Origin of the sequence: Psychrobacter sp. PSP, from assembly GCF_024085615.1 — a bacterium.
Classification (GTDB): Bacteria; Pseudomonadota; Gammaproteobacteria; order Pseudomonadales; family Moraxellaceae; genus Psychrobacter; species Psychrobacter pacificensis.
The window spans coordinates 266,006-291,604 of record NZ_JABLTF010000015.1 but is presented as its reverse complement, the minus strand read 5'-3'; the positions used below and the strand labels follow the sequence as shown (position 1 = coordinate 291,604).

Below are 25,599 nucleotides of genomic sequence, written 5' to 3'. Positions count from 1 at the left end.
GAGGATTTGTGACGATACCATTATGGGCGCCAGCTAATAATGGCTTGCTCATTACTACAATTGTAAAGTGGAGATACCCCATGAAAAAGTTACTTTTAGCTACAGCAATCGCAGCCCTATCTGTATCTGCCGCACAGGCAGCACCTACCGTTTATGGTAAAGTATTCGTTACTACTGATTACGTTAATGCTGAAATTGATGGTCAGAATATGGATAATAATAACAGAATTAATGAAGACAACGGTTCATTACAAGTTAATTCTAATATTTCACGTTTAGGCTTCAGAGGCTCTGAAGCGATAACGGCCAACACTGACGTAATTTACCAATTAGAGTACGGCGTTAAAGTTGATGATAGTGGTAGCGATAACATTGGCTTCAAAAGCCGTGACACTTATCTTGGTCTAGTCAACAAAGATTTCGGTCAGTTCCGTTTTGGTCGTAACTACACAGTCATTGACTATATCAATAACGTATCAGTTAATGAAGGTTATTGGGATAATCTTGGCTCTAGTACTCTGAACAACAACGACAGCTTTGCTAATATTTTGACCCCGACCGTTGGTAACCGTATCAACAACTCTATCATCTGGTTTGCTCCTAAATACAACGATCTACCATTAGCGCTTGCGCTGATGTATGGTGCTGATGAAGACTTTATATCTGAGAGTGGTCGTGACGCAGGCTATGGTGCCTCATTGATGTTTGATCCAGGTACAGGCATTACCGCTGGTATTGCTTATGAGCAAGACATGAGTGTTAGTGGTGATATTATCCGTGGCAGTGCTAGCGTCGATTTAGGTAAATATATCGCAGCTCCTGTAAAGTTAGGCGTTCTATATCAAGAAGCTGACTATGCCGGTACTACTACTGCAACAGAGGACGGTTTAGTGGTGAGTGCTGAAATGGGTCTTTCGAATTTTGCCCGTCCAGCCTCTGTTTATATTCAGTATGACAAAACCGACAATATCAGTGGTCTTGAGAATAATGACTCAAATCAAGTCGTTGTAGGTGGCAAATATGCGTTTAAAAATAATATGATCGCTCATGCCTATGCTGGTCTAAATTCAGCGGAATTAAACAATGGTCGTTTTGGTTCGAGAGACGAAGACGGCAATGTTAATGAAATCGACTTACGTGGTGATATTGACGTACTCGCTATCGGTGGTGGTCTAGAGTACTTATTCTAATCTAACCATTAGAATCTAAATAAAAAACTCATCCTTCGGGGTGGGTTTTTTTGTTTTGTAATCAATACTGTGTCTTGAACAACAGCGTGTCTTAAATAACAGAATCCGTAAAATTAATAATAACATTTGTGTAAACTTTGGTTTTTTCATCTTACTGTAATATTTGCTTGGTAAAGTTATGTCTAAGCAGTTCTTATGGCTCGCTATATATATGGTTTCGAAGGTATAGGACCTTGCCATTATATATCTAATGATCTTAGACCATTTATCACTCAAATCGTAAAGTGGAGATATCCTTTGAAAAAATTACTTTTAGCCACAGCCGTCGCTGCACTTTCAGTTTCTGCTGCCCATGCTGCGCCAACTGTATATGGTAAAGCATTTTTAACCTTAGATTATGTTAGTACAGACTACGATGCAGCTAACAAGACAGATGAAGATACATTTAAACTTAACTCTAATCAATCACGTATTGGTTTTAAAGGTGAAGATGATCTTACTGATACCACTAAATTAGTCTATCAATTGGAATATGGTATTGATGTTGATGACGATAGCCAACAGTTTAGATCACGTAATACTTATGTAGGCTTAGCCCACAACACTTTAGGTACTGTACTAGCGGGACGCCATGATACCCCATTGAAACTTGCACAAAACAAAGTTGACGTGTTTAATGATAGCTTATTTGATATTAAAAATGCGGGTGTTTCAGGTGAATACCGTGCTAACAATATGGTGGCCTATCAATCACCTGTTATTGTCGGTATGCCAGTGAGTTTTATGGCAGCTACCGCATTATCAGAAACTGATGCCGACGGTGATATTCTCGTTTCCGCAGAATCTGGTACGAAGCCTGCAGTCTATCGTGATAGAAAAGTAAAAGATAACGGTTATTCTGCTTTATTAGCCTATGACAAAAATGGTGTTTATCTAGCCGGTGCTTATGACAAAGACATGGGTGCTAACAATGTAAATACTGGCGTGATTGATAATACGTGGCGTTTGGTTGCTGGTTTAGATATGGGCAAAATGAATATGGTTTCGGGCTTAACTTTAGGTGCTCTATACCAACAAAGCCAATACTACGATAATTATAGCATCGTTAACAACAACCGCGTTAACAAAGCCAGTGAAGATGAAAAATCTTGGCTAATTAGTGGTAAATATAAAGTTGGTGCAACACCTTGGGCAGTTAAAGCACAGTATGTTAATACCACTGACGAAAAAGGCGTAAAAGATGCTGATGTAAATGAAATCGCAGTTGGTGGAGAATATGCATTCAATAAAGCGACCACGGGTCATATTTATGCAGGGCAAATCAGCCGTGACAATAACAAAGATGACTTGATTGTAGGTACGGGTATTGAATACAAATTCTAATCTAAACATTAGAAAACGTATTATAAAAAACTCATCCTTCGGGGTGAGTTTTTTTGTTGTGACCTTTTTAAAGCCGCAGTGGGTTATAATAGCTACGTATTTACGATGATTACGCACTTATGACAATTAAGCGTTAAAAACTGAGTGTTTTAAAGAGTTTGCGCTTTTGCCCTATATTTTGTAGCGTATTTTTAGTAAAATCCTTCTTTACCAATTACCGACAGAGTACTATGACCAAGTTTATATTTGTGACCGGTGGGGTAGTGTCCTCACTAGGAAAAGGTATTACCGCAGCCTCTCTTGCCGCAGTCCTTGAAGCACGTGGCGTGAGCGTGACGATGACCAAAATGGATCCGTATATCAACGTCGATCCAGGTACGATGAGTCCGTTTCAGCATGGTGAGGTGTTCGTCACCGAAGATGGCGCAGAGACAGATTTGGATTTGGGTTATTATGAGCGTTTTTTACGTCACTCAAAAATGAGTAAAAGTAATAACTTCACCAGTGGCCGTATTTATCAAAATGTTTTAAATAAAGAACGTCGCGGTGAATACCTTGGCGGTACGGTACAGGTTATTCCGCATATTACCGATGAAATCAAAAACAAAATCCTCGCGAGCGGCGAAGGATATGATATTGCTATTATTGAGATTGGCGGTACCGTCGGTGATATCGAATCCCTTCCTTTTATGGAAGCTGTCCGTCAGATGCAAGTAGAGCTGGGGCGCAATCGCGCTATGCTCATGCATCTAACGCTGGTGCCTTATATCGCTAGTGCAGGTGAAACCAAAACCAAACCTACCCAGCATTCGGTAAAAGAGTTACGTTCTATCGGTCTGCAGCCAGATATCTTGATCTGCCGCTCTGACCACCATATCTCGCAAGACAACCGCCGCAAGATTGCGCTGTTTACCAATGTCGAAGAGCGTGCCGTTATCATGTGTGAAGATGCACAAAGTATCTATCAGATCCCGCGCACGCTACATGAGCAAGACCTTGATGATCTCATCTGTGAGCGTTTCGGTCTTGATGTGCCCGAAGCGGATTTGAGCGATTGGGATAAAGTGGTTGAAGCCCAGCTAAATCCTGAAGGAACAGTGACAGTTGCGATGGTTGGCAAATACGTTGAGCTACCAGATGCTTATAAGTCGATCAACGAAGCATTGCTACACGCAGGTATCACGCATAAAGTCGATGTCAAAATCGACTACATCGATGCTGAGCGTTTAGAAGATGACGACACTCTACTAGCGCAGCTAAAAGAAGCCAATGCTATCTTAGTACCAGGCGGTTTTGGTGAGCGCGGTACGATGGGTAAAATAAAAGCCATCACCTATGCTCGTGAAAATAATGTGCCGTATCTAGGTATTTGCCTTGGTATGCAGCTGGCCGTGATAGAGTATGCGCGCAATGTACTGAATATCAATGCCAACTCTTCTGAGTTTGATCGTAAGACAGCTGAGCCTATCATTGGGCTTATCACCGAATGGTTAGATGAGCGCGGCGAGCTACAGATTCGTAGCGATGACTCAGACCTCGGCGGTACCATGCGCCTAGGCGCGCAGCAAGCAGAGCTGGTTTCTGGTAGCAAGCTTGCTCAGATTTATGGTGCTAACAATATCACTGAGCGCCATCGCCATCGTTATGAGATGAATAACCGTTATATTGAGCCATTAGAGCAAGCGGGTATGACTATATCTGGTTATTCTGCCAAGCAGCATTTGGTAGAGTCGGTAGAGATTAGCGAGCATCCATGGTTTGTTGCTGTACAGTTCCATCCTGAATTTACTAGCTCACCACGCGGTGGTCATCCACTGTTTAATAGTTTTGTCAAAGCGGCGAAGAACCATAGCGAAGCAAAATAGTCTTCATAATAGAGTAACTCTATATAATGTAGTGTAAAGTAAAAGTATTTATTATAAAAAAGACTGATCTTCGGATTGGTCTTTTTTTTGCTCAACTCAGGTTGTTTGTTGTTATTAACGAGTCAATATCCTCATTAATAATCTCTAATTACGCTTGCATACTTTTTTTAATCAGGCTATCGGTTACAATATGGGATGGAGATATTAATAACAAAATAAGAGGTAGTGGCTAAATGGAAAACCTATTAACGGCGCAATCACACATTGCACTTAACACGCCTAATAATAAGACGATCAACATTGGTAATGATCAACCCTTTGTATTATTTGGTGGGATGAACGTCTTAGAATCTAAAGAGTTGGCGTTTGAGATTGCTGAGCAATACGTTGAGATATGTGAGCGCTTGGGTATCGGCTATGTGTTTAAAGCGAGTTTTGATAAAGCCAACCGCTCAAGCCTGCATTCATACCGAGGGCCGGGACTCGCGCAAGGTATCGATTGGCTCGGGCAAATCAAAGAAAAATTCCAAGTACCGATTATCACTGATGTACATGAACCTCATCAAGCAGCACCAGTCGCTGAAGTTGCTGATATTATCCAGTTGCCAGCTTTTTTGTCACGTCAGACGGACTTGGTTCATGCGATGGCAAAGACAAACGCGATTATTAATATCAAAAAGGCACAGTTTTTGGCGCCGCATGAGATGCGACATATTGTCAATAAGTGTCTAGAAGGCGGTAATGATAAGCTGATACTTTGTGAGCGTGGCAGCGCCTTTGGTTATAACAACTTAGTCGTTGATATGCTCGGATTTGATACCATGAAGCAGATGGATATCCCCGTATTCTTTGACGTGACACATAGCTTGCAGCAGCCAGGCGCGCGTAGTGACAGTGCAGGTGGGCGCCGTGAGCAGATTACGACACTGGCACGTGCTGGTATGGCGACAGGATTGGCAGGGCTTTTCTTAGAGGCGCACCCAAATCCAGAAACGGCGAAATGTGATGGGCCATGTGCGCTGCGCATGAGCCAGCTAGAGCCGTTTTTGCGTCAGCTTAAGCAAATTGATGATTTGGTCAAAGGCTTTGAGACATTAGATACTCATTGATATTATAAATGATAAGAGGGTGATGCAATGGCGATTCAAACCGCACAAGTCAGTATAGAAAATATCGACGATGAAGATGGTCTAGATAGTGTAATGACCGCTCTTAAGAATATCTCAGGCGTGACTGCTATCGATCTAGATCCTGTGCATGATGTTGCAACGGTCAGTTATGATGATACGGATACGAGTATTCATGCTTTGACGGCGGCGATTAGTATGGTTGATTATGTGACTCAGCCATTTCCTATCGATGCGCCGCAAAATCCGCATCATAGAGACTAAGATATATGGACGATCTGAATGCTACATAAGCAATGAGTAGCGTTCAGGTTTTTATTAAGAAGTTCCTGTCTTGTTAATAGCATCTCGTTAATAAAGTAACAACCAAAGTGTCTTGCTGTCGCTGATGATAGGGCTTATGCTTGTTTAGTGGTACTTTGATAGGTTTTGAGAAGTAAATATTGAAGAACAGCTATCAAGGCTACTTTTCACTAATAAAAATAAGGAGCTAACCATGGCAAGCCAAACACGTATTATTCAAATTGATGGCATGACTTGCAGCGGCTGTGTGGCAAGTGTACATACTGCTACTGCCGACATCGACGGTTTAGATACGATCACCGTTGATCTAGCTGACAATCTAGCGACGGTCACCTTTGATGATAGCAAAACCAGTGCAGAAGCGATTGCTTCGGCCATTGATGAGGCTGGATTTGAGGCGACTGTCGCTAATTCATAAATGTCGTCATCTATCTACAAAACCAGCTACCATGTTATTACTGGCATGTTAGCTGGTTTTTTAATGGTTAAAAATTCTGACTATAGATTACGTCCATGGCTGTCCTAGTTTGCTGCTATTTACTAAATGATTGAGGCTTACTTGAATAGATGATGGTTGTGACCATCTAATAGGTGCTACCTGAATATATTGCAATATGTCTGTCTATAATAACTGGGTAGCCTAAACAGCGTATTCATACTGATTGTTATCGTGTTTTACTTGTTTCATTTGATTTTTTTGTCAATCCACTGATATTTTATTATGGCTTCTATGAGTATATAGACGCTATAAAGAGTTATTTTTATGAATGATACTACCCGTACCACTAGTGATGGATCCTACGATGTCGAGACTGACATTCAATCAAATACGCCACTTGCACCGCAACGTGCGCATCTGCAATTGGCGATTGATGGCATGACGTGTCAGGCCTGTGCTTCACGAATCGAAAAGGTGCTGAATAAAAAGCCTTCGGTGTATGAAGTGAGTGTGAATTTTGCTGGTGAGACGGCAAATGTAGATTATGATCCGACGCAAACGACGCCAGAACAGGTCACAGAATGGGTAAACAAGACGGGTTTTGTTGCCAATCTACAGGCCAGCGACAGTTTATTTGCAAAAACAGATGAAGACACAGCCACCCAATATCCATGGCGATTGATTGGTTTATGGTTGTGTTTGGTGCCATTTTTGGTGGGTATGGCAGGCATGTTGGTGGGTGCTGGGATGGCGTGGATGCCGCCCATTTGGATTCAGTTTATTTTAGCGACGATTGTACAGTTTGGCTTTGCGTTACCATTCTATAAGAGCGCATGGGCATCCATCAAAGGCGGTCTTGCCAATATGGATGTACTGGTGGTGATTGGTACCGTGACGATATGGGCATATTCGGCTTATCTGTGGCTTACTCATGGCGATGGCACTTTGGGGAGCCTCTTGCAAAGTGGACACATGGGCGGACACGGTGCTAGTAATAGCCCAGCCGTATATTTTGAAGCAGGGGTGATGGTCATTGCGTTTGTGCGGACTGGTAAATACTTAGAGGAACGTACCAAGAAGCATAGCCTCAACAGCATTGATTTATTATTGTCATTAACGCCTGATGAAGTCGAGCAGCAGCAGCCAAATGGTGATTTTCACTCTATTGCACTGTCTGATGTACAAGTAGGTGACATCCTACGTGCCAAGCAAGGTAGCCGTATCGCGACCGATGGCATCGTCACAGATGGTAGCGGCTGGTGCGTGGAGAGTCACTTAACAGGTGAGTCAATTGCCCTTAAAAAAGAAGTGGGCGATGGATTACTGGCAGGTGCTTTGGTGGAGAATGGTAGTTTGCTCTATCGCGTCAGTGCCAAGGGTAGTGACACCAAGCTGGGCGATATGGTACAAGCATTGAGTGATGCGCAAGGCTCAAAAGCTAACTTGGCAAGATTGGCGGATAGAGTGACTGCTGTGTTTGTGCCAATCGTGGTCACTATTGCGTTGGTTACTTTTGGCCTAACATGGTGGCTGACTGGTATGGTCGATACTGCCTTGATGCACGCCGTATCAGTATTGGTCATTGCATGCCCTTGTGCCCTTGGTTTGGCCACGCCAGCAGCTATCATGGCGGGTATGGGGGTTGCGGCGCGTCATGGCGTGTGGTTCAAAGACGCGCAAAGTCTCGAGGCGGCAGGGAATATTGACACGGTGGTGCTCGATAAGACAGGCACGCTGACCATTGGCAGACCCACTATCGTCGATCATGTCATGATGGATAAGTCGATCGCTGTTAATGATGTCTTGCAGATCGCCGCCAGTGTCGAAGCACATGCCAGTCATCCATTGGCAACTGCTTTGACCAACGCGGCTAAAGAGCGTCAGCTGTCTTTGTTCGATGTGACTGATATCAGTGTGATAAAAGGATCTGGTATACAGGCAAACATCGAAGGACTTGGACGAGTAAACGTCGGGACGGCTGAATTTGCTAATATGACGTTACCTAAGCTGATGCCAAAAGTATGGCAAATTGCCAGTACCGTTGCCATTAGTATCAATGATGAGCCACTAGGCGCATTTGCCTTAGCAGATGACTTGAAAGCGGATACCCCGCAAGCAATCACTGCGCTACAAAATGCGGGTATTAATGTGATCTTGATGAGTGGTGATAAGCAGTCGGTCGTCGATCATGTGGCAGGGCAGCTGGGTATTGAAAAAGCTTACGGCAAAATGAGTCCACGCGATAAGGCCAGTCAAATTGCACGGCTGCAAACTGCTGGTCATAAGGTGGCGATGGCAGGAGACGGGGTCAATGATGCGCCAGCGATGGCCACTGCCGATGCCAGCTTTGCAATGTTTGAGGGAACAGATGTCGCGCAGCACAGCGCTTCTGCCCGTCTAATGGGCGAGTCGCTCATGCATATTGATGCGGCGCAGAAGATTGCCCAAGCAACGCTACGCAATATTAAACAAAATCTGTTTTTTGCTTTCATTTATAACTGCCTTGGTATCCCGCTTGCCGCTTTGGGCTTCTTAAATCCGATGATTGCAGCAGCAGCGATGGCACTCAGCTCTATCTCAGTTTTGATGAATGCATTACGCTTGACACGATTTAAGACAGAGGCTGCGCTTGAGAATACGGTATCTGCCCCGCACACCAATGAAACGCGTTTAGCGAAATAATAATTGCTGTATTAGCAATGATATTTCATCAACGCAGACCAAACGAGTATTTGAGATATACCTATCTATGATGATATTTATGACCGCAAGTCAGTGTAAGATAAGGGAAGTTTGATAAAATATATGCTATGATGCCAAGCACGATAGCCAACCGTTAATCTGTTCAATAAGCCTTTCTTCATATGCAAATACAGCCATATGGCAGAAAGGCTTGAAGGGATTCTAGGTATATGAGCTATACGATATTTTGCTTTATCTTTTTTGTATGCTAGCTGCCGTTATTTATCTCACAAACTTGGCATGACCAAAGGAATTAACAGACATTATGTACGCTGAAGAAACCAACAACGTCACCGCAATTAAAGACATTCGCGCTCGTGAAATTTTAGACTCGCGCGGCAACCCAACTATCGAAGCTGATGTGATCTTAGCTGATGGCACTGTCGGCCGTGCTGCGGCGCCAAGTGGCGCATCCACAGGCTCACGTGAAGCGCTTGAGTTACGTGATGGCGACAAATCTCGCTATATGGGTAAAGGCGTCAAAAAAGCCGTTTCCAACGTCAACAGTCAGATTCGCAGTGCTTTGATTGATAAAGATGTGACTGAGCAGCAGGGTATTGATGATGCCATGATTGCGCTAGACGGCACAGAAAACAAAGAGAGCCTTGGTGCGAATGCCATGCTAGCGGTGTCACTTGCGACGGCCAAAGCGGCTGCCAAGTCACAGAATCTGCCATTGCATCAGTATATTGCTAACTTGCGTAATCAGACGTCATTGACCATGCCTGTGCCAATGATGAACATCCTAAATGGTGGCGAGCACGCGGACAATACCGTTGATATTCAAGAGTTTATGATTGAGCCAGTTGGCTTTACCAGCTTTTCAGAAGCGCTACGTGCTGGTACAGAGATTTTCCACAGCTTAAAGTCTGTATTGAAATCACAAGGCTTAAATACCGCTGTTGGTGATGAAGGTGGTTTTGCACCAAATCTACGTAGCAACGAAGAAGCCATCACGGTTATTATGCAGGCGATCGAACAAGTCGGCTACAAAGCGGGTGAAGATATTCATCTTGCGCTAGACTGTGCGGCTAGTGAGTTTTACAAGAACGGTCAATACGTATTGGCAGGCGAAGGCAACAAAGCTTTCGATAGCCAAGGGTTCTCAGACTATCTCGTTGGGCTCACGCGTCAGTATCCTATTATCTCTATCGAAGACGGTCTTGATGAGTCAGATTGGGATGGTTGGAAGTATCTGACCGAGCAGATTGGTGATAAAGTCCAGTTGGTCGGTGATGATCTATTTGTGACCAATCCTACAATCTTGCAAGAAGGTATCGATAAGCATATTGCCAATGCCATTTTGATTAAGTTCAACCAAATCGGTACATTGTCAGAAACGCTAGATGCGATTTATATGGCGAAGAAAAATGGCTATGCAACCATCATCTCGCATCGTTCAGGCGAAACCGAAGACAGCACCATTGCAGATTTAGCAGTTGGTACCGCTGCCGGTCAGATCAAAACAGGCTCACTATGCCGCTCAGACCGCGTTGCTAAGTACAACCAATTGCTACGCATCGAGCAGCAAGTACGTGCAAGCTACCGTGGCCGTGAAGAGTTTATCGGTCTACGTGGTTAACAGACTGACTTGGCTTTTTAACGCGTAATATACGTCAAAAAGTCTAAGCTCAAAAGCCGAACTTATCATTGAATCTAGGCGATATATAATCATTTGTGTATCGCCTAATCATCTTAAAACTCTTATATCATTTTTTCTATGTTGTTTGGCGTTGTCACCTTATGAAATATTTTAGCCAATTTATACTACTTGCTCTAGCCGTTGCAGTGCTTTTGGGATTGCAATATCAGTATTGGCTGGGGGAAAATGGCCATTTTGAACATAACAAGTTGACGGCTCAAATTGAAGAGCAACAACGCTTAAATGATAACCAAGTGGCAGCAAACAATCTATTACGTACCGATGTGCAAGATCTAAAAACTGGACTTGAGGCGGTAGAAGAGCACGCTCGCTTAGATTTGGGCTTAATCAAACCAAATGAAACTTTTGTCCAAGTATCAACTGCACCAACGACGCATAGTAGCTATTAAGCTATAGCTATCGGTCTGTATGATGTGATATCAAGCATTATCATTTATTATAAAGCCATCCGTCATTCTTATCATTTTCACTATCTCTCTTTAAATATATCGTCATGGGTTCAACCATGAGTATCACACTATGAATAAAACCCCTAATATACACGCCATGATCGTCGCAGCTGGTCGCGGCAGCCGTTTTGGTGCATCCATTGCCAAACAGTACACAACGCTACAAGAGCAGACTTTGTTGCAGCACAGCGTGGCTAGGCTTGGTCATAGCGATTATATTAATAAATGCCTATTGGTCGTAGCAGCAGACGACAGCACAGCGCAGGAGCTAGAGTTTGAGCTTCCTATATATTACGCAGTTGGTGGGGCCGAGCGTTGGCAATCAGTGCAGGCAGGGGTAGAGGCCATCAGTGAGTCAGGCGCCGATGATACGGATTTAGTACTCATTCATGATGCGGCACGTCCCGCTGTACCGAGTGTGGATATCGATCAAGTTATTAAAGCGGCGATGAGGGAGCCTTATGGTGCTATCTTAGCGACACCGGTGGCCGATACGTTGAAGAGCTCCTATCAGAAAATCACACCTACTGAGGAAGATAGACTCATTCCTTATGCGAAATGCACTATTGACCGTAGCAACATATGGCAAGCCCAAACCCCGCAAGTTTTTCGTTTAGGTCAGCTGAAACGCGTCCTACGCTATGTATCTGAACATCAGCTCAGTATTACAGACGAAGCCAGTGCTTTTGAGCACTTAGAGCTACCTATACGTTTGGTGCCGGGTAGTCGACAAAACATCAAGCTTACGTATCCTGATGATGCTATATTACTGGCAGCAATTCTTGATATCCAATTCTCACATTAATCAAATTTATAGATTTGCTTCGTATTTATATCAGATAGCTCAAGGTAATGACTGTCAATATCGCATCAATTTCACGGCAAGTTTTAGATTCAATAAAAGTTAATATATATTAATTTAATATATATTTAAAACATGTTTTTTGTATATAAGCAAGACTATTAATTAATAAAAGGTTGCTTTGATGACCAATCTAAACTATGATGTAACTAACTTAATACAATTAATATAAAAACTTATAAAATCAATAATATATCAGGCCGATTTATTACGCTTAGTTATGTTGTCTCTATATTTTCTGAAGTTAGTATGATTGTTTTAGCGACATTTACCTGATAATAGGGAGAAGCTGATTGTCAACAATCAACGATTCAACAAATCCAGTAACGACAGATCTCTGCCAGCTTGTATATATAAGCCGGATTACCTCTACTGGTCTTTCAAGTCCTAGCACGCTTAATGACATCTCAGAGACCTCGGTCGAACGCAATCAAATAGATAATATCACGGGTATTCTTTGCTATGGCAATGGCTACTTTTTGCAGTGTGTCGAAGGCTCAGAGCAGGCACTAACCAACCTAAAAAATCGTTTGTTGATAGATGATCGACATAAAGAATTGAAGGTTTTAGATTTTTCTGAGATTACCAAACGTCGTTTTGCCAGTTGGTCATTACGTTCAATTACCCTTGAGCGTTGGATGACTAAAGAGCCTGAACTTAAAAAGTTAATGCCATTTAAGCCGTATGAGTGGGATTCTAATGAGTGGCAGAAGTTCTTGGACATATTGCAGGGCTACTATGAAGAGCAAACGAGAACAGGTAACGTTGATACGCCTCCTGTCAAATACAGTACGCTAGGGGTGACGTTGAGTAAGGTCGTTGGTCAACACCAAGCATTCTTTTTAATTCAGACGGTACTCGGCTTGATGATAGCTGCCACATTGCTATGGCTAATACTGTAATCGATAAATAATATAGTTATAGGCGTTAATTCTCTTATGATTTTAAGTATGTTCATACGATTGCTCATCGAGCTAAATACTAATTATATCTAGTTGAGCAGACAAACAAGAAAAAGCCAGCATTGATTCAATGCTGGCTTTTTCTAATTAAACAACTAGCTTGGATATTAAGAAAGAGCAGACATAAAAAACCCCAACTCATAACATATTATGAGTTGGGGTTTCGGTGGTACCATTGTTAGTCTTATTGGATGCTAACAAGTGACGCCAAATAGTGGCGTCCCCAGGGGGATTCGAACCCCCGTTACCGCCGTGAAAGGGCGGTGTCCTAGGCCTCTAGACGATGGGGACTAGTAACAACACTTCAACTGCTTTCACCATTTATGCTGAAGTGGTGCGTATTTTAGTAGCGTCTGCGTTTCCTGTCAAGCCTTTTTCTACGTCTTTTTAAAATTAAATATCTTTTTTTAATTGCACGGCGAGGATGGAGATCATTGCGCTTTAAATGATACCGAATCCATAGGGAAGTACAAACACTAATAGTTAAAGCGAGCAACATATAGCCTAGGATGGTTCCCCATAACTTAAGTTGTGGATCCATAATAAAGTCCCTCCTATTAGGCCTCGATAGTATTCGCTAACAAGGCAAAGTGAGCAACTTGAACTATCTATAGGATATAACTGCATCGCTTAGGCGCGACATTCATCATAAGTAGTCATATTAGTCGTCCAAAAATATGACATTTATTATTATACAAAATAATTCCATCTGCTTATCGTGATATCAATCATATCCCTATTGATTATCAAATCAAGATGTCAAAGTCATCAAATATTACAAATAGCACTATTATGTATGATTGGCAATATATGATATGTGACTTATTCACTATCGTTATCAGCTGATGCTTCTGTAGCTTCTTCATTGTGCATCGCATTAGCGAGCATAGGATAATTATTGAGTATGTGACAGAACAGCTCGGCTGTCTTTTGAGTGTCATACAGTGCTGAGTGAGCATTTTTACCATCAAACTCGAGTCCTGCTGCCTTACATGCCCGTGCTAGTACAGTTTGTCCAAATGCCAGTGCAGACAAAGTCACGGTATCAAACACTGAAAAATTGTGAAAAGGATTGTGATTCTTACTATTGGTACGTAGCACAGCTGCATTTAGAAATGCCAAATCGAAATGCGCGTTGTGTCCAATCAGAACACATTGACGGCACTCTTCTTCGCGGCGTACTTCTTTTAAGCCTTTGAAGATACGGCGAAGGGCCGTTTTTTCATCTTCAGCAATGGCTTTGCGCATTAGGTTGTTAGGATCGATGCCAGTAAAGGCAAGGGCACTGGGCTCTAAATTCGCCCCTTCAAACGGTTCAATATGCGCATTGAATGCCTCACCTGGGTAAAATACGCCATGCTCATCAAGTAGTACAGGGATACAGGCGATTTCTAATAGCGCATCAGTCTGAGAGTTAAAACCCGCTGTCTCGACATCGACGACGACAGGCAAAAACTTACGAAATCGGTCTTTTAGACTCAAGGGTGTTTGCTCATCGTCGCCCTTGTCTTCAGTAGCAGCACTTGGAATTACGTTCAGGTCGTCATCCGTGGAATTTGAGACATCTGCGTCAGGCAAGGTTGCTGTATTTTGATTGGTCATATCAAGTTCAATCACTTTTATCAGTCGTGCTGGTATATGGAATTGCACATCATTATTTCATAACATCGATAACGCCTTTGCACTAATGAGGTTTAGTACAAAGGTATCATTGGCATTATAGAAAAAATAATAGGTTGCTTTGTTAGTGCTAGGCTGTGTGGCTACTAAATCTTAAGCGACCAAGGTAACGTTTCACCTGCCATGAGCGGCGTTAATGATGCACCATCAAAGTAAGGGTAGTCGTTTGGTACTTGCATAGGCGTGTTGACAAGCGTAATGGTACTCTCGTTTAGAGGTAGACCGTAGAACTGCGCGCCAAAGCGACTGGCAAAGCCTTCTAGCTTATCTATTTTGCCAACGCTATCAAACGCAGTGGCATATAACGGCAGGGCAGTTGCTGAACTATAGCAACCAGCACAGCCGCAAGCGGCTTCTTTCTTGTCGGTAGCATGTGGCGCAGAGTCGGTACCCAAGAAGAATTTTGGATTACCACTCGTGGCCACATCCAACAGGACTTTTTGATGGCTTTCACGCTTCAAGATAGGTAAGCAATAAAAGTGCGGTTTGATACCACCAACTAATAGATGGTTGCGATTAAACATTAAATGCTGCGGCGTAATAGTAGCAGCAACATGGTTGCCTTGAGCCAATACAAAATCTGCTGCATCGCTGGTCGTTATATGCTCTACCACGATTTTTAATGTTGGAAATTTGACGATGATTTGCGCCAGCACTTCATCTAAAAAGCGTTTTTCGCGATCAAAGATATCTATATGGTCTTGCGTCACTTCACCATGTATCAATAGTGGTAAATTGTGCTTTTCTAGTGCTTCAAATACATCGACACAGGCATTGATATTGGTAACACCATCGGCAGAGTTGGTGGTCGCTCCAGCAGGATAAAGTTTGACCGCTTGTACGATGCCTGACTGAGCGGCCAATTCGATATCTTGAGCGGTGGTATTGTCCGTTAAGTACAGAGTCATACGTGGATCAAAGGCTGATTTTCGCTCAAGACTTAAATCGCTTGCTGCCAAAGTTTTCATGATACGCGCGCGATAGGCCTGCGCATCATGTGCATTTTTGACTGGTGGCACAAGGTTTGGCATACAGATCACACGGTTAAAGCTACCTGCTGCGTGTGGCACAGTGGTGCTCAAAGCCTGATCGTCGCGCAAGTGAATATGCCAATCATCTGGCTGAAGGATGGTTAATTCTCTAATCGAATCAGTCATAGTGTCAAAGCGCTCTATATCGTCAAATAAAGGAAAAAAAGAGGATAATACTGTGCGACTATCATAACAGATTTACCCAGTTGACTAAATATAAGGCGAAATATCTGTACATAATTCATTGAGTACTATTTAACCCTTTTTAAGATTTAAGCCAAAAGCACACGCCTTATGGCAGTTAGACTTTTGCCTATAGTAAATATGATGTACACTGAGCAGGTAATTTCTTTTTAACTTGCTTACGATTTGATCTTAGCGCGTTTACTAAAACTAAATTCTCATAACAGGAGTTTTTCATGGCTCAACTTGATCCAAAAAATATTAATAAAATCGTATTGGCATACTCAGGTGGTCTTGATACCTCAATCATCGCTAAATGGCTGCAAGAAACCTATGATGCGGAAGTGATCACCTTTACCGCTGATATCGGTCAAGGCGAAGAAGTTGAGCCAGCAAGAGCCAAAGCTCAAGCAATGGGTATCAAGCACATCCATATCGAAGATTTGCGCGAAGAGTTTGCCCGTGATTACGTATTCCCGATGTTCCGTGCCAATGCCATTTATGAAGGTGAGTACTTACTTGGCACATCGATTGCACGTCCACTGATTGCCAAGCGTTTGGTTGAGATTGCTAAAGAACACAATGCCGATGCCATCAGTCATGGCGCAACTGGTAAAGGGAATGACCAAGTTCGTTTTGAGCTAGGTGCTGTCGCTTTGTCACCAGACGTGGTAACGATTGCTCCTTGGCGTGAGTGGGATTTATCAAGCCGTGAAAGCTTAATGCAATATGCCAAAGAGCATGACATCGCTATTGATTATGCAGGCAATAAGAAAAAATCTCCTTATTCAATGGATGCCAACTTGCTACATATCTCTTATGAAGGTGGCGTTCTAGAAGAGCCGTACACTGAAGCAGAAGAAGACATGTGGCGCTGGTCTGTCAGTCCAGAAGACGCGCCTGATGAAGCGCAATATCTAGAACTAGAATACAAGAAAGGCGATATCGTTGCTATCGATGGCGAAGCCCTAAAGCCTTATGAAGTCATGATTAAGCTGAATGAAATCGGCGGTAAACATGGTATCGGCCGTTTAGATATCGTTGAGAACCGTTATGTTGGCATGAAGTCACGTGGTTGCTACGAGACGCCAGCTGGCACAATTATGCTAAAAGCCCATCGCGGTATCGAGTCACTAACGCTTGATCGTGAAGCTGCCCACCTAAAAGATGAGCTCATGCCACGCTATGCAAAAATCATCTACAATGGCTATTGGTTCAGCCCTGAGCGTATGATGCTACAGGCATTGATTGACAAATCACAAGAATACGTCAACGGTACGGTACGTGTAAAATTATACAAAGGTGCTGTGAGCGTCGTCGGTCGCAAGTCAGATGATTCGTTATTTGACGAAAAAATTGCAACTTTCGAAGATGATGCAGGTGCTTACGATCAAAAAGACGCAGAAGGTTTTATCCGTCTAAATGGTCTGCGTTTGGCTATCGAAGCTAGCCGTGGTCGCGATTTGTCTAAATAAGCGTTTCGATTATACATAGTTAACTAAGTATTTAGCTCAACAGCAATAAAAAAGAGGCCTATATAAATAGCGCCTCTTTTTTTATGGCTGATGCGTTTCTATAGTCAGATGACCACAAAAATGTTATAAAATAAATCAACTAAACGATTACCACAATAAATAACCATGACTTACTCCCTAGATTATCGCAAACAAGTCTTAAAAAGCTTAGATGAGGGCATGACCTTTGCTGAAGCTGCTGTTTTCTATGATATCAGTCCAACGACTATCCAGAAGTGGAAAAAGCGTCTTCATAGTAAAACCACTCGATATATTAAGCCCTACAAAATAGAGGATGAAGCCTTAGCTCAAGATGTCAAAGACCACCCTGACGATTATCACTATGAGCGAGCACAGCGTTTTAATTGTAGCCCAACAGGCATCAGTAAAGCCTTAAAGCGTATTGGTGTTAGCAAAAAAAAAGACACTTGAGCATCCCAAAGCCTGTCCTGTGAAAAGAGCGACTTATCTAGCCAAGCTTAACCACTACATTGCTCAAGGCTTTGCTATTGTCTATATGGACGAAAGTGGGTTTGAGAGTGAAACGATGCGTCCTTGTGGTTATGCACCCATTGGTAGCCCCTGCATTGGCAGTTACAATTGGCAAGCCAAAGATCGAACCAACGTCATTGGTGCACTATATGGCAAAACGCTGTTTGCACTCGATTGCTTAAAGACCAACATTAATAAAAAGATTTTCTATCACTGGTGCAAGTTCACGCTGATACCAAAGCTTAAGAGAAAATGTGTGATCGTTATGGATAATGCAGCCTTTCATAAGCGCGTTCAAAAGCTGCTTAACAGGCATGGTCACAGGCTTCTATTCTTACCACCTTATAGTCCTGACTTAAATCCCATCGAGAAAAAGTGGGCTCAAGTGAAGTTTTTACGCCAAGATTGGATGGAAAATGACTTATCTAAATTGTTTTATGATATTCATCCAAAACATAACTCTTTTGTAGTGCAGTGACTATATCAAGACTCTGTTTTGAACATTAGTTTATTGAAAGCACATGTCTTTATTGAGCTTGTGCTGTCTCTGCCGTATCAGACTCTTCATCGTCCACTCTCACAATAGCGACATCTTGTTGCTGCCGCTCATCAGTGATATCTTGGGCTAATATTTCTTCGGTGGCGAGCACGACGCCATCAGACTTTTGCGATTGATATTTGAGCGTAGCGAGCGCCCCCAGTACACCGATGACAAGTATAATAATAAGAATGACAGGGTTTTTCCAAAGCGGTGTGGAAGCGTCATATTCTATCGGCTTTTCGCTCGTTGTCGCTGGCGTGTTGTCATTATTGCCACCGATCAATCCTAAGCTTACCAACGGCGGCTTTGGCGGGGTGGTCGGTTCAGAATTGATACGCAGACGGTTTCTGCTGAGATAGATGTCAGAGATTTTTGCCAACTGCAGTAACCAGCGCTGATGTGGCAAGGCAATAGCATGCATCTCTTCAAATACTAGCATGTCGTTATGACGACCCTGCGGCAAGTTCTCCGGTGAGCGTCCAATAGCTTTTAAGTAATTACCCGTTGCCAATTGCATGTCTTGTACAGGTTCATGGTTTTTAGGCTCGAACCCTGTCAACTCGTACCAGTGGCTATCAAAAGGTGGCGGGGTGCTTGATAACTGCTCAGCGTGTAATAGCTTGAGTTCTACACTCTGCGCATGATTTTCCAAAGACTCTTTGTCTTCTACAGACTCTGTCAGTGTGGCCGGCTCGCTGTTAGCACGCTCTGACTCAAGAGTAGGCACTGCTTGCGTTTGTACATTGTTAAAGCGTGCTGCGGACAAAAACTGTGGCTGTAGGGCAAACCATTTATTCATCTCGTCACTATCGAGTTGACTGTATTCTGCCAAGATAGCCAATTCTCGAAGGACAATCACGCACAAAGAGGTGAGTAAGATTTGAACTTGCTGCGTTTTTGCATGAATATCTTCAGCAATATGATCACTGATTTTTATCACACGGGCGCTGTTATTAAAAACGGCATCTGCTGCATCGTTTCGGTGATATAACGTCGCCTTAAGAGTCGCAAAATTCATGGAGTTGTATTGTCGTAACTCTTTGACAGCAGCACGTCCAAATAGTCTTTTGCTGAGTGCTTGTTCTTGATGTTGCTGCTGATAGGCAAGAAGCGCGCTCACAATAGCTTGTAGACTGGCATCCATCGCCAGCCTCGCTTGTGGCAATGAGAGCTGTGCGGCATCAGCCAAAAGTGGCAGCATAGGCTTGGTATCATGATATAAAAAATCATACATCGACACACGTGTCGGTGAAATAGTCGTCATAATCTGCTAGCATCAAAAAGTGTGCCTCTATATTACGGTGCCAAAAGCATTGACACAATCCCTTGATAATAGAAATTTTGAATCAGTTTTACTAATTACCTTAACAGTTATCTTATGGATGATTGATAGCGGGAAGCATTTATGACGAATAATGAAACTTTTAATAAACATCTAGTGATTAATATTGCTAAGCAGACATTAACAATGCATAAGCAGCAAGCTGAGGTCACTGAATATACCGTCTCTACGGCAAAAAATGGCTTCGGTAGTCAGCAAGATAGTGGTTGCACGCCACTTGGTCAGCATATCATTGCAAAAAAAATAGGCGGCAGTGAGCCTATGAATGCTGTGTTTGTGGGCCGTGTGCCGACTGGCGAGGTGTATGATGCCGCTCTTAGCACGTTACATCCCAAGCGTGATTGGATACTGAGCCGTATTCTTTGGTTGAGCGGTTTGGAAGAAGGCTCGAATAAAGGTAGCAACAGTCAAGGCGGCTGTGATACTTATGAGCGCTACATCTATATCCACGGCACACCAGATACTGAGCCGATGGGTATACCGCTTTCACATGGCTGTATACGTATGCGTAATACAGATATCGTGGAATTATTTGAGCAAGTCGAAGAGGGTATGCCGGTAATGATCGTTGCAGATTAACTAAGATTAATTGTGCTTATTATTTCTATATTTCTATAGCATATTTATTTATCGGTATTTGAGCCAAAAAATCCGATGACGGCTAAGGATGGTAGTGAAAGGTATAAATATTGAACGATAAGATCAGAGAAAAAAATAAAATGGTTTATCTATAAAAAAGGACAGCTTTATTGATAAAAGCTGTCCTTTTTACTAAGCGATGTATTTTTACCGAGGTATCTTTATCGAGGTATCTTTACCGAGTAATACGTTTTACCAAAATGTTGAGCTGTCTTTAAATTTAGCCAAACGCGTTTCGATATAAATTGGGTCATCGGTGAGCATGGCAGCAAACCAACCTGCACCATATAGTGCATTAATATCTGTGGTCGATTTTAGCGCGTAAAACTGTTGATATTGATTGTCATCATTGCGTTGCTCTAACGCTATGTGCGCTTTTATCAGACGCTTTAACCAACGCTTGGTTTTCTTCTTGGCTTTTTTCTTACTTAACAAAGGCGCAGAGAACTCACTTATATAGCGTAACGCTTTTAGGTGATCGCATAGTAGCGCTTCGTCTTGATTATCCTCAGAGATATCCGTATCAACATTTACATCATTGCTCACAATCTCGGTACTGCTTACTTCATCAGTTTCTTTATCTGCTTTGAGGCACTTGTTATATTGTTTCGATAGAATTTTTGCTAGCTTGTCGAGAGCAAGTTTATCCGTTTGAGGCTCAATACTAGGGTCACTCATGGTAAAGGCAATCAGCTCTAGCAAGGTTAGCTGAAAGTCATTGGCTTGCAGTGTATTGATCGGTGTGATTTTTATGTTCTCGATATCTGTCGTCCAATCAACAGCAGGGGCTCCGAGTGCCTGTAGCTCAGGCTCGATATAGGCTTTGATATGAGCGAGTTGGTAATAATTGTCAAGCAAGGTCGAGGTTTGCTTTAGTATCGTTAGCCATTCAGGGTTAATCTCATCAGAGAATTCAGCAAATGCGGTTAATGCAGCTTGCATACGATCAATACCGATGCGTGTTTGCAAAATATGCTCGTGATCAATGCTTCCAGCGACGATAGCACTGCTATTTGGCAGTATCTGCAATAAACAGTTGTGTACGACCGCACGTATAAAGGCGGGCATGCTACTGTCTTTGTTCACATCCAGTGGGCTTAGGTCAGCGCCAACCGCTGGACTGTGGTTCTGTTCATTGATGAGCAAGCCACCGTTCTCAGCTTTGGTCACGGTAGATAGACACAGCTTGTAGCGTTTGCACCATGTTTTGGCTGTCGTAAACAAAAAATCTAAATCTCCTGACACCAACTCGAACTCTATCTCCTGAATGGTTTTTCGCTGAGAGTCATCAGTACCATGGACAATTTCTCCATGATCGTAAGCCATCTCGATACAACTATCAGTTTCGTCACCATTATCTTCTGTCAGTAAGCGCGTGGTGCGCTCGACGTCAGTGACGTACAGTCGGGTCAGGTTTTTTGCTAACTTTTCGAGTTTAAAGTCAGCCAGTGCCTCAGCGATTGGAGTGTCTTCATATATCGTCAAATCAGGTATCAGCTCGTTATTATCAAGCATTTCCTGCACTTGCTTGTCATCTAACACAGCGTTGTGCTCCAAACGAGCGGCAATGCCATCGCCACCAGCTTTGATGGTTTGTACCCAAGTATCGCCTTCTTTGCGAATACGCAGACCGATACCTGCCTGTGCAAGCTGCTGGTCAGGAGTATCGTAGTAATGTGCAGCCAGTTGCGTCACTTGGGAAGATTTAACTTTTACTTGCCGCATTAAACCCTTTAGACGTGACTCTGGTACCAAAAACTTCAGCTCTATCTCTTGCATATTGGCTCCTAATAATTCTGACTGATGGCTTTGATTGACGGTTTTGCTTGATAATTATTAGTCTACCACTCTCTGATTATTTAAACCGCAATAAAAAACCGCCCTACATGATATAGGGCGGTTTTTTAAGTACGTACTGCTAGTCTAGGGTTTATTAGAACTGGTTCATCGTGTTTTTGCCACCACCAGCTTTTAGTGCGTTGTCACCTGAGAAGATTTCTTTGTGGTCATCGCCAAGGTCAGAACCAGCCATTGCTTGGTGCTTAACACAAGAGATGCCTTCGCGGATTTCTTTACGTTGTACGCCAGCTGCATAAGCAAGCATGCCTTCTTCACCGAAGTAACCTTTAGCAAGTTCATGAACGCTAAGAGCAGTCGTGTGGTAAGTCGGTAGCGTGATTAGATGATGGAATACACCAGCTTCACGTGACGCATCACGTTGGAAGTTCTTAGCGGCAACGTCAGCTGCTGCATCAAGCTCAGTACCATCGTAGTCAGCACTCATCAAGTCATCTTTATTGTATGCAGAGATGTCTTTACCTTCTTCTTCCCATTTCGCGATGACTTGCTTACGGAAGTTAAGCGTCCAGTTGAATGATGGGCTGTTGTTGTATACAAGCTTGGCTTTAGGCTGTTGCTCTTTGATACGGTCAACCATTGATTTGATGTGCGCAACATCTGGCGTTGGCGTCTCAATCCATAGTAAGTCAGCACCGTTTTCAAGAGCTGTTACACAGTCAAGTACAACGCGGTCGATGTTGGTGTCTTCGCGGAATTGGTACAGACCGTTTGCTAGGCGTACTGGGCGTACCAATTTGCCATCACGTTTGAGCAGCATGTCATTTTCTTTTGCTTCGTCGATTTCAATCTCTTCAACTTCAAGGAAGTCGATGTACTTAGAAGCAAGATCACCTGGTTCGTTTGATACTGGGATTTTTTGCGTCAACGATGCGCCTTCAGAGTCAGTACGAGCAACGATAACACCGTCTTCGACACCAAGCTCTAAGAATGCATAGCGGATGGCGTTTAGTTTGGCGATAAAGTCTTCGTGCGGTACAGTCACTTTACCCGCTTGGTGACCACACTGCTTCACATCAGATACTTGGTTTTCGATCTGAATGGCACAAGCACCAGCTTCGATCATTTGCTTGGTTAGCAAGTAAGTCGCTTCTTCGTTACCGAAACCTGCATCGATATCAGCGATGATTGGCACAACATGTGAATCAAAGTTTTCGATTTTTTCTAGGATAGCTGAGGTGTCTTGACCCGCTTCTTCAGCAGCATTTAGCTCACGGAAGTAGTCGTTCAATACTTTAGCGTCAGCTTGACGCAAAAACGTGTAGATTTCTTCGATTAGCTTAGGTACTGATGTTTTTTCGTGCATAGATTGGTCAGGTAATGGGCCAAACTCGGAGCGTAACGCCGCTACCATCCAACCTGAAAGATAGATATAAGTTTTAGAGGTCGTACCGAAGTACTTTTTCTTAGCATACATGGTTTGCTGTGCCACAAAACCATGCCATGCACCTAGAGACTGTGTATACTGAGACGTATCATTGTCATAATCTTCCATGTCTTGACGCATGATTTTTGCAGTATACTTTGCGATATCCAAGCCCGTTTTAAAACGGTTTTGTGACATCATACGTGCGGCATCAGTCTCGCTAATGTTCTGCCAGTTGCCGTGCTTTTGCTTTAATTCACGTACTAGGTCGATCGCTGATTTATATGCAGTTGACATCTATAGTCTCCTTGGTAGGGTGTAAAAAATAATAAATTGAGCGTTAAAGTAATAATTTGCGTTATCAATAAATTTGGTAGTGGTGCTATCAATACCTCGTAAAGGTCTTCTTTACCCTAAACAAACCTGTGCATGAATACAAGAAGATTGCTGAACTCAGCAGTTGACAAATAATTACTGATGTATAGTGTTGATTCAGCTTGTCCATGTCTATCAAAGGTGTTTGAGCATTTAATAAACAGCGTTGTCATAATTAGCAACAAGAGATGTTACAATTATACTGACACTTGGTAGTGTTTCACTGTCGAGATAAACCGTTACTATGCTATTTAACTAGGTTGTTTTTTGGACGATAACCCGTTCGTAAAACTCAGGTTTGTAGTCTGTACCGCAAATCCTTTATGGAACTCACTATAACTGCCTTACCAAGATTTATCTAATTTATGATACTTATCTTTAGTATTTTTATAGGTTATAATGTAGTTATAACAGTATCTTATGGTGATGAAATTGAGTTGTGCTGAGTATCTTTTGCGGTAAAACCAATAAAAATTCGCAAAATTATGCGGTCCTAGATCGAAAATCACAATTTCAGTACTGATAACACCAAGCATGCCGTGGTGCTTATCTTTTAAAAGCTAAGAGAAATACATATGAATTTGCAGCGGGTTGATTTAAATTTATTAGTCCATCTAGATGTGTTGCTACGAGAAAAAAACGTCACTCGCGCAGCTGAGCAGCTTGGTATCACCCAGCCTGCCATGAGCAATATCTTGCGCCGTTTGCGTAAGTTATTTAATGATCCATTGCTTGTGCGCTCCTCTGAAGGGATGACACCGACTGAGCGCGCCCTTGAGTTGCAGCCACGCATCCGTGAGATACTTGCAGATTTGACTCAAGTACTAGAGCCGCGTACCGAATTCCGTCCTTATAGTACCTCTCGTGTTTTTCGAATCATGACATCAGATTATGCTGAGGCGACTTTGGTACCGAGGCTAGTGAAGGCACTACGTTCGGAAGCACCCAACGTCATTTTGGATTTTTTGACACCCTCAGATGTCTCTTATCGAGACATGGAGCAGGGACGTGTTGATTTGGCGATTAATCGTTTTAATGAGATACCACAGAGCTTTCATCAAGTATTGGTATGGCGTGATACGTTTAGTTGCCTGCTATCGTCTGAAAGCCCTTATGCCAACCGCTTTAATCTGAAAAACTACCTAAAAGCGCAACATGTTTGGGTATCTAAAACAGGGATGGGCGTGGGATTTGGGGTTAATCCAGAAAAATCAGGTGGCCTAGGATCTATTGATCAGGCATTGCAACGTTTGGGCCAAAAACGCCAAATTAGCGTCTTCACTCGTCATTATCAGATGCCAGCCATGCTTGCCGCAAATAAAGACTTGATAGCGACATTGCCAACCCGTGTGGCTCGTATGCAGGCTAATAACGACAGTATTATTATGGAAGAACCGCCTTTTTTTATTCCTGAGTTTGAGCTGACCATGGCATGGTCACCATTGCTACAGCACCATCCTGCTCACCGTTGGTTGCGTCAATTAATCATGCATGTGGCACGGCAAGTAGTGGCTGAGGAAGAAAATCCACCACAAGAAATACCTGTCATTAATCACTTGTTTTAATGAGACTTTTTACAAAGTAGTAAGTATCT

21 protein-coding genes and 1 tRNA gene are annotated in these 25,599 nt (G+C 42.8%); 16 read left to right on the top strand and 6 right to left on the bottom strand.

Annotation, left to right across the window (positions count from 1 at the left end; all coding sequences use genetic code 11):
• Positions 1 to 80: 80 nt before the first annotated feature.
• The 11 genes from HL061_RS05280 (at position 81) to HL061_RS05230 (ending at position 12,925) form a co-directional block, all read left to right on the top strand.
• On the top strand, positions 81 to 1,190 hold the full coding sequence (locus HL061_RS05280; RefSeq protein WP_071002135.1) for a porin: 1,110 nt from the start codon (positions 81 to 83) through the stop codon (positions 1,188 to 1,190).
• A gap of 195 nt (positions 1,191 to 1,385) precedes the next feature.
• Entirely contained in the window at positions 1,386 to 2,573 is a 1,188-nt protein-coding gene (locus HL061_RS05275; protein WP_240366017.1) for a porin, read from the top strand.
• Positions 2,574 to 2,803: 230 nt separating this feature from the next.
• Complete coding sequence (locus HL061_RS05270) at positions 2,804 to 4,438, top strand: CTP synthase (protein WP_252962593.1); 1,635 nt, start codon at positions 2,804 to 2,806, stop codon at positions 4,436 to 4,438.
• Between the two features lie 233 nt (positions 4,439 to 4,671).
• Positions 4,672 to 5,547 carry a 3-deoxy-8-phosphooctulonate synthase gene (gene kdsA, locus HL061_RS05265; protein ID WP_093071247.1) on the top strand — a complete coding sequence of 292 codons (876 nt, stop codon included), beginning with the start codon at positions 4,672 to 4,674 and terminating at the stop codon, positions 5,545 to 5,547.
• Positions 5,548 to 5,574: 27 nt separating this feature from the next.
• The gene (locus HL061_RS05260) at positions 5,575 to 5,829 is read left to right on the top strand and encodes a heavy-metal-associated domain-containing protein (RefSeq protein WP_093071246.1); all 255 of its coding nucleotides are present in this window, start codon (positions 5,575 to 5,577) and stop codon (positions 5,827 to 5,829) included.
• 232 nt (positions 5,830 to 6,061) lie between these two features.
• Positions 6,062 to 6,286 carry a cation transporter gene (locus HL061_RS05255; protein ID WP_071002129.1) on the top strand — a complete coding sequence of 75 codons (225 nt, stop codon included), beginning with the start codon at positions 6,062 to 6,064 and terminating at the stop codon, positions 6,284 to 6,286.
• 345 nt (positions 6,287 to 6,631) lie between these two features.
• Entirely contained in the window at positions 6,632 to 8,989 is a 2,358-nt protein-coding gene (locus HL061_RS05250; RefSeq protein WP_240366018.1) for a cation-translocating P-type ATPase, read from the top strand.
• A 325-nt stretch (positions 8,990 to 9,314) separates the two neighbouring features.
• Complete coding sequence (gene eno, locus HL061_RS05245; protein WP_058024089.1) at positions 9,315 to 10,631, top strand: phosphopyruvate hydratase; 1,317 nt, start codon at positions 9,315 to 9,317, stop codon at positions 10,629 to 10,631.
• 161 nt (positions 10,632 to 10,792) lie between these two features.
• Entirely contained in the window at positions 10,793 to 11,101 is a 309-nt protein-coding gene (locus HL061_RS05240) for a septum formation initiator family protein (protein WP_058024088.1), read from the top strand.
• Between the two features lie 130 nt (positions 11,102 to 11,231).
• Positions 11,232 to 11,966 carry a 2-C-methyl-D-erythritol 4-phosphate cytidylyltransferase gene (gene ispD / locus HL061_RS05235; RefSeq protein WP_071002127.1) on the top strand — a complete coding sequence of 245 codons (735 nt, stop codon included), beginning with the start codon at positions 11,232 to 11,234 and terminating at the stop codon, positions 11,964 to 11,966.
• A gap of 350 nt (positions 11,967 to 12,316) precedes the next feature.
• Positions 12,317 to 12,925 carry a BLUF domain-containing protein gene (locus HL061_RS05230; RefSeq protein ID WP_071002126.1) on the top strand — a complete coding sequence of 203 codons (609 nt, stop codon included), beginning with the start codon at positions 12,317 to 12,319 and terminating at the stop codon, positions 12,923 to 12,925.
• Between the two features lie 275 nt (positions 12,926 to 13,200).
• Here HL061_RS05230 and HL061_RS05225 read toward each other — a convergent pair.
• The 3 genes from HL061_RS05225 to pyrC all read right to left on the bottom strand — a co-directional run bounded on the left by HL061_RS05225 (position 13,201) and on the right by pyrC (position 15,822).
• Positions 13,201 to 13,276 (bottom strand) — tRNA-Glu (locus tag HL061_RS05225).
• Positions 13,277 to 13,807: 531 nt separating this feature from the next.
• Complete coding sequence (rnt, locus tag HL061_RS05220) at positions 13,808 to 14,587, bottom strand: ribonuclease T (protein WP_252962592.1); 780 nt, start codon at positions 14,585 to 14,587, stop codon at positions 13,808 to 13,810.
• Positions 14,588 to 14,751: 164 nt separating this feature from the next.
• Positions 14,752 to 15,822 carry a dihydroorotase gene (gene pyrC, locus HL061_RS05215; RefSeq protein ID WP_252962591.1) on the bottom strand — a complete coding sequence of 357 codons (1,071 nt, stop codon included), beginning with the start codon at positions 15,820 to 15,822 and terminating at the stop codon, positions 14,752 to 14,754.
• A gap of 293 nt (positions 15,823 to 16,115) precedes the next feature.
• Here pyrC and HL061_RS05210 point away from each other — a divergent pair, with 293 nt between their 5' ends.
• The 3 genes from HL061_RS05210 to HL061_RS05200 all read left to right on the top strand — a co-directional run bounded on the left by HL061_RS05210 (position 16,116) and on the right by HL061_RS05200 (position 18,363).
• A complete protein-coding gene (locus tag HL061_RS05210) occupies positions 16,116 to 17,354 on the top strand; it encodes an argininosuccinate synthase (RefSeq protein ID WP_071002124.1) in 1,239 nt (412 codons plus the stop codon).
• 165 nt (positions 17,355 to 17,519) lie between these two features.
• On the top strand, positions 17,520 to 17,825 hold the full coding sequence (locus tag HL061_RS05205) for an IS630 transposase-related protein (protein ID WP_071002123.1): 306 nt from the start codon (positions 17,520 to 17,522) through the stop codon (positions 17,823 to 17,825).
• Entirely contained in the window at positions 17,800 to 18,363 is a 564-nt protein-coding gene (locus HL061_RS05200; protein ID WP_197496735.1) for a transposase, read from the top strand. The genes HL061_RS05205 and HL061_RS05200 overlap by 26 nt, the downstream gene beginning before the upstream one ends.
• Positions 18,364 to 18,412: 49 nt before the next feature.
• On the opposite strand, the gene HL061_RS05195 is transcribed toward HL061_RS05200, so the two are convergent.
• Complete coding sequence (locus HL061_RS05195) at positions 18,413 to 19,690, bottom strand: hypothetical protein (RefSeq protein WP_071002122.1); 1,278 nt, start codon at positions 19,688 to 19,690, stop codon at positions 18,413 to 18,415.
• A gap of 141 nt (positions 19,691 to 19,831) precedes the next feature.
• On the opposite strand from HL061_RS05195, the gene HL061_RS05190 reads away from it, so the two are divergent.
• Positions 19,832 to 20,347: a L,D-transpeptidase gene (locus HL061_RS05190; protein WP_071002121.1), complete on the top strand. Its 516-nt coding sequence runs from the start codon at positions 19,832 to 19,834 to the stop codon at positions 20,345 to 20,347.
• A 252-nt stretch (positions 20,348 to 20,599) separates the two neighbouring features.
• On the opposite strand, the gene HL061_RS05185 is transcribed toward HL061_RS05190, so the two are convergent.
• Together HL061_RS05185 and HL061_RS05180 are read right to left on the bottom strand one after the other, a co-directional pair.
• Positions 20,600 to 22,186 (bottom strand): CYTH and CHAD domain-containing protein, encoded by a 1,587-nt coding sequence (locus HL061_RS05185; protein WP_071002120.1) that lies wholly within the window; start codon positions 22,184 to 22,186, stop codon positions 20,600 to 20,602.
• Positions 22,187 to 22,340: 154 nt separating this feature from the next.
• Positions 22,341 to 23,927 (bottom strand): isocitrate lyase, encoded by a 1,587-nt coding sequence (locus HL061_RS05180; RefSeq protein WP_071002119.1) that lies wholly within the window; start codon positions 23,925 to 23,927, stop codon positions 22,341 to 22,343.
• Between the two features lie 653 nt (positions 23,928 to 24,580).
• On the opposite strand from HL061_RS05180, the gene HL061_RS05175 reads away from it, so the two are divergent.
• The gene (locus HL061_RS05175) at positions 24,581 to 25,570 is read left to right on the top strand and encodes a LysR family transcriptional regulator (RefSeq protein ID WP_071002118.1); all 990 of its coding nucleotides are present in this window, start codon (positions 24,581 to 24,583) and stop codon (positions 25,568 to 25,570) included.
• The last annotated feature ends 29 nt before the right edge of the window (positions 25,571 to 25,599 follow it).

Bases quoted from the DNA above. Each gene is read 5' to 3' on its own strand.
- HL061_RS05280 (WP_071002135.1), top strand. From the start codon at position 81: ATGAAAAAGTTACTTTTAGCTACAGCAATCGCAGCCCTATCTGTATCT.
- HL061_RS05275 (WP_240366017.1), top strand. From the start codon at position 1,386: ATGGCTCGCTATATATATGGTTTCGAAGGTATAGGACCTTGCCATTAT.
- HL061_RS05270 (WP_252962593.1), top strand. From the start codon at position 2,804: ATGACCAAGTTTATATTTGTGACCGGTGGGGTAGTGTCCTCACTAGGA.
- kdsA (WP_093071247.1), top strand. From the start codon at position 4,672: ATGGAAAACCTATTAACGGCGCAATCACACATTGCACTTAACACGCCT.
- HL061_RS05260 (WP_093071246.1), top strand. From the start codon at position 5,575: ATGGCGATTCAAACCGCACAAGTCAGTATAGAAAATATCGACGATGAA.
- HL061_RS05255 (WP_071002129.1), top strand. From the start codon at position 6,062: ATGGCAAGCCAAACACGTATTATTCAAATTGATGGCATGACTTGCAGC.
- HL061_RS05250 (WP_240366018.1), top strand. From the start codon at position 6,632: ATGAATGATACTACCCGTACCACTAGTGATGGATCCTACGATGTCGAG.
- eno (WP_058024089.1), top strand. From the start codon at position 9,315: ATGTACGCTGAAGAAACCAACAACGTCACCGCAATTAAAGACATTCGC.
- HL061_RS05240 (WP_058024088.1), top strand. From the start codon at position 10,793: ATGAAATATTTTAGCCAATTTATACTACTTGCTCTAGCCGTTGCAGTG.
- ispD (WP_071002127.1), top strand. From the start codon at position 11,232: ATGAATAAAACCCCTAATATACACGCCATGATCGTCGCAGCTGGTCGC.
- rnt (WP_252962592.1), bottom strand. From the start codon at position 14,587: ATGACCAATCAAAATACAGCAACCTTGCCTGACGCAGATGTCTCAAAT.
- pyrC (WP_252962591.1), bottom strand. From the start codon at position 15,822: ATGACTGATTCGATTAGAGAATTAACCATCCTTCAGCCAGATGATTGG.
- HL061_RS05210 (WP_071002124.1), top strand. From the start codon at position 16,116: ATGGCTCAACTTGATCCAAAAAATATTAATAAAATCGTATTGGCATAC.
- HL061_RS05205 (WP_071002123.1), top strand. From the start codon at position 17,520: ATGACTTACTCCCTAGATTATCGCAAACAAGTCTTAAAAAGCTTAGAT.
- HL061_RS05195 (WP_071002122.1), bottom strand. From the start codon at position 19,690: ATGACGACTATTTCACCGACACGTGTGTCGATGTATGATTTTTTATAT.
- HL061_RS05190 (WP_071002121.1), top strand. From the start codon at position 19,832: ATGACGAATAATGAAACTTTTAATAAACATCTAGTGATTAATATTGCT.
- HL061_RS05185 (WP_071002120.1), bottom strand. From the start codon at position 22,186: ATGCAAGAGATAGAGCTGAAGTTTTTGGTACCAGAGTCACGTCTAAAG.
- HL061_RS05180 (WP_071002119.1), bottom strand. From the start codon at position 23,927: ATGTCAACTGCATATAAATCAGCGATCGACCTAGTACGTGAATTAAAG.
- HL061_RS05175 (WP_071002118.1), top strand. From the start codon at position 24,581: ATGAATTTGCAGCGGGTTGATTTAAATTTATTAGTCCATCTAGATGTG.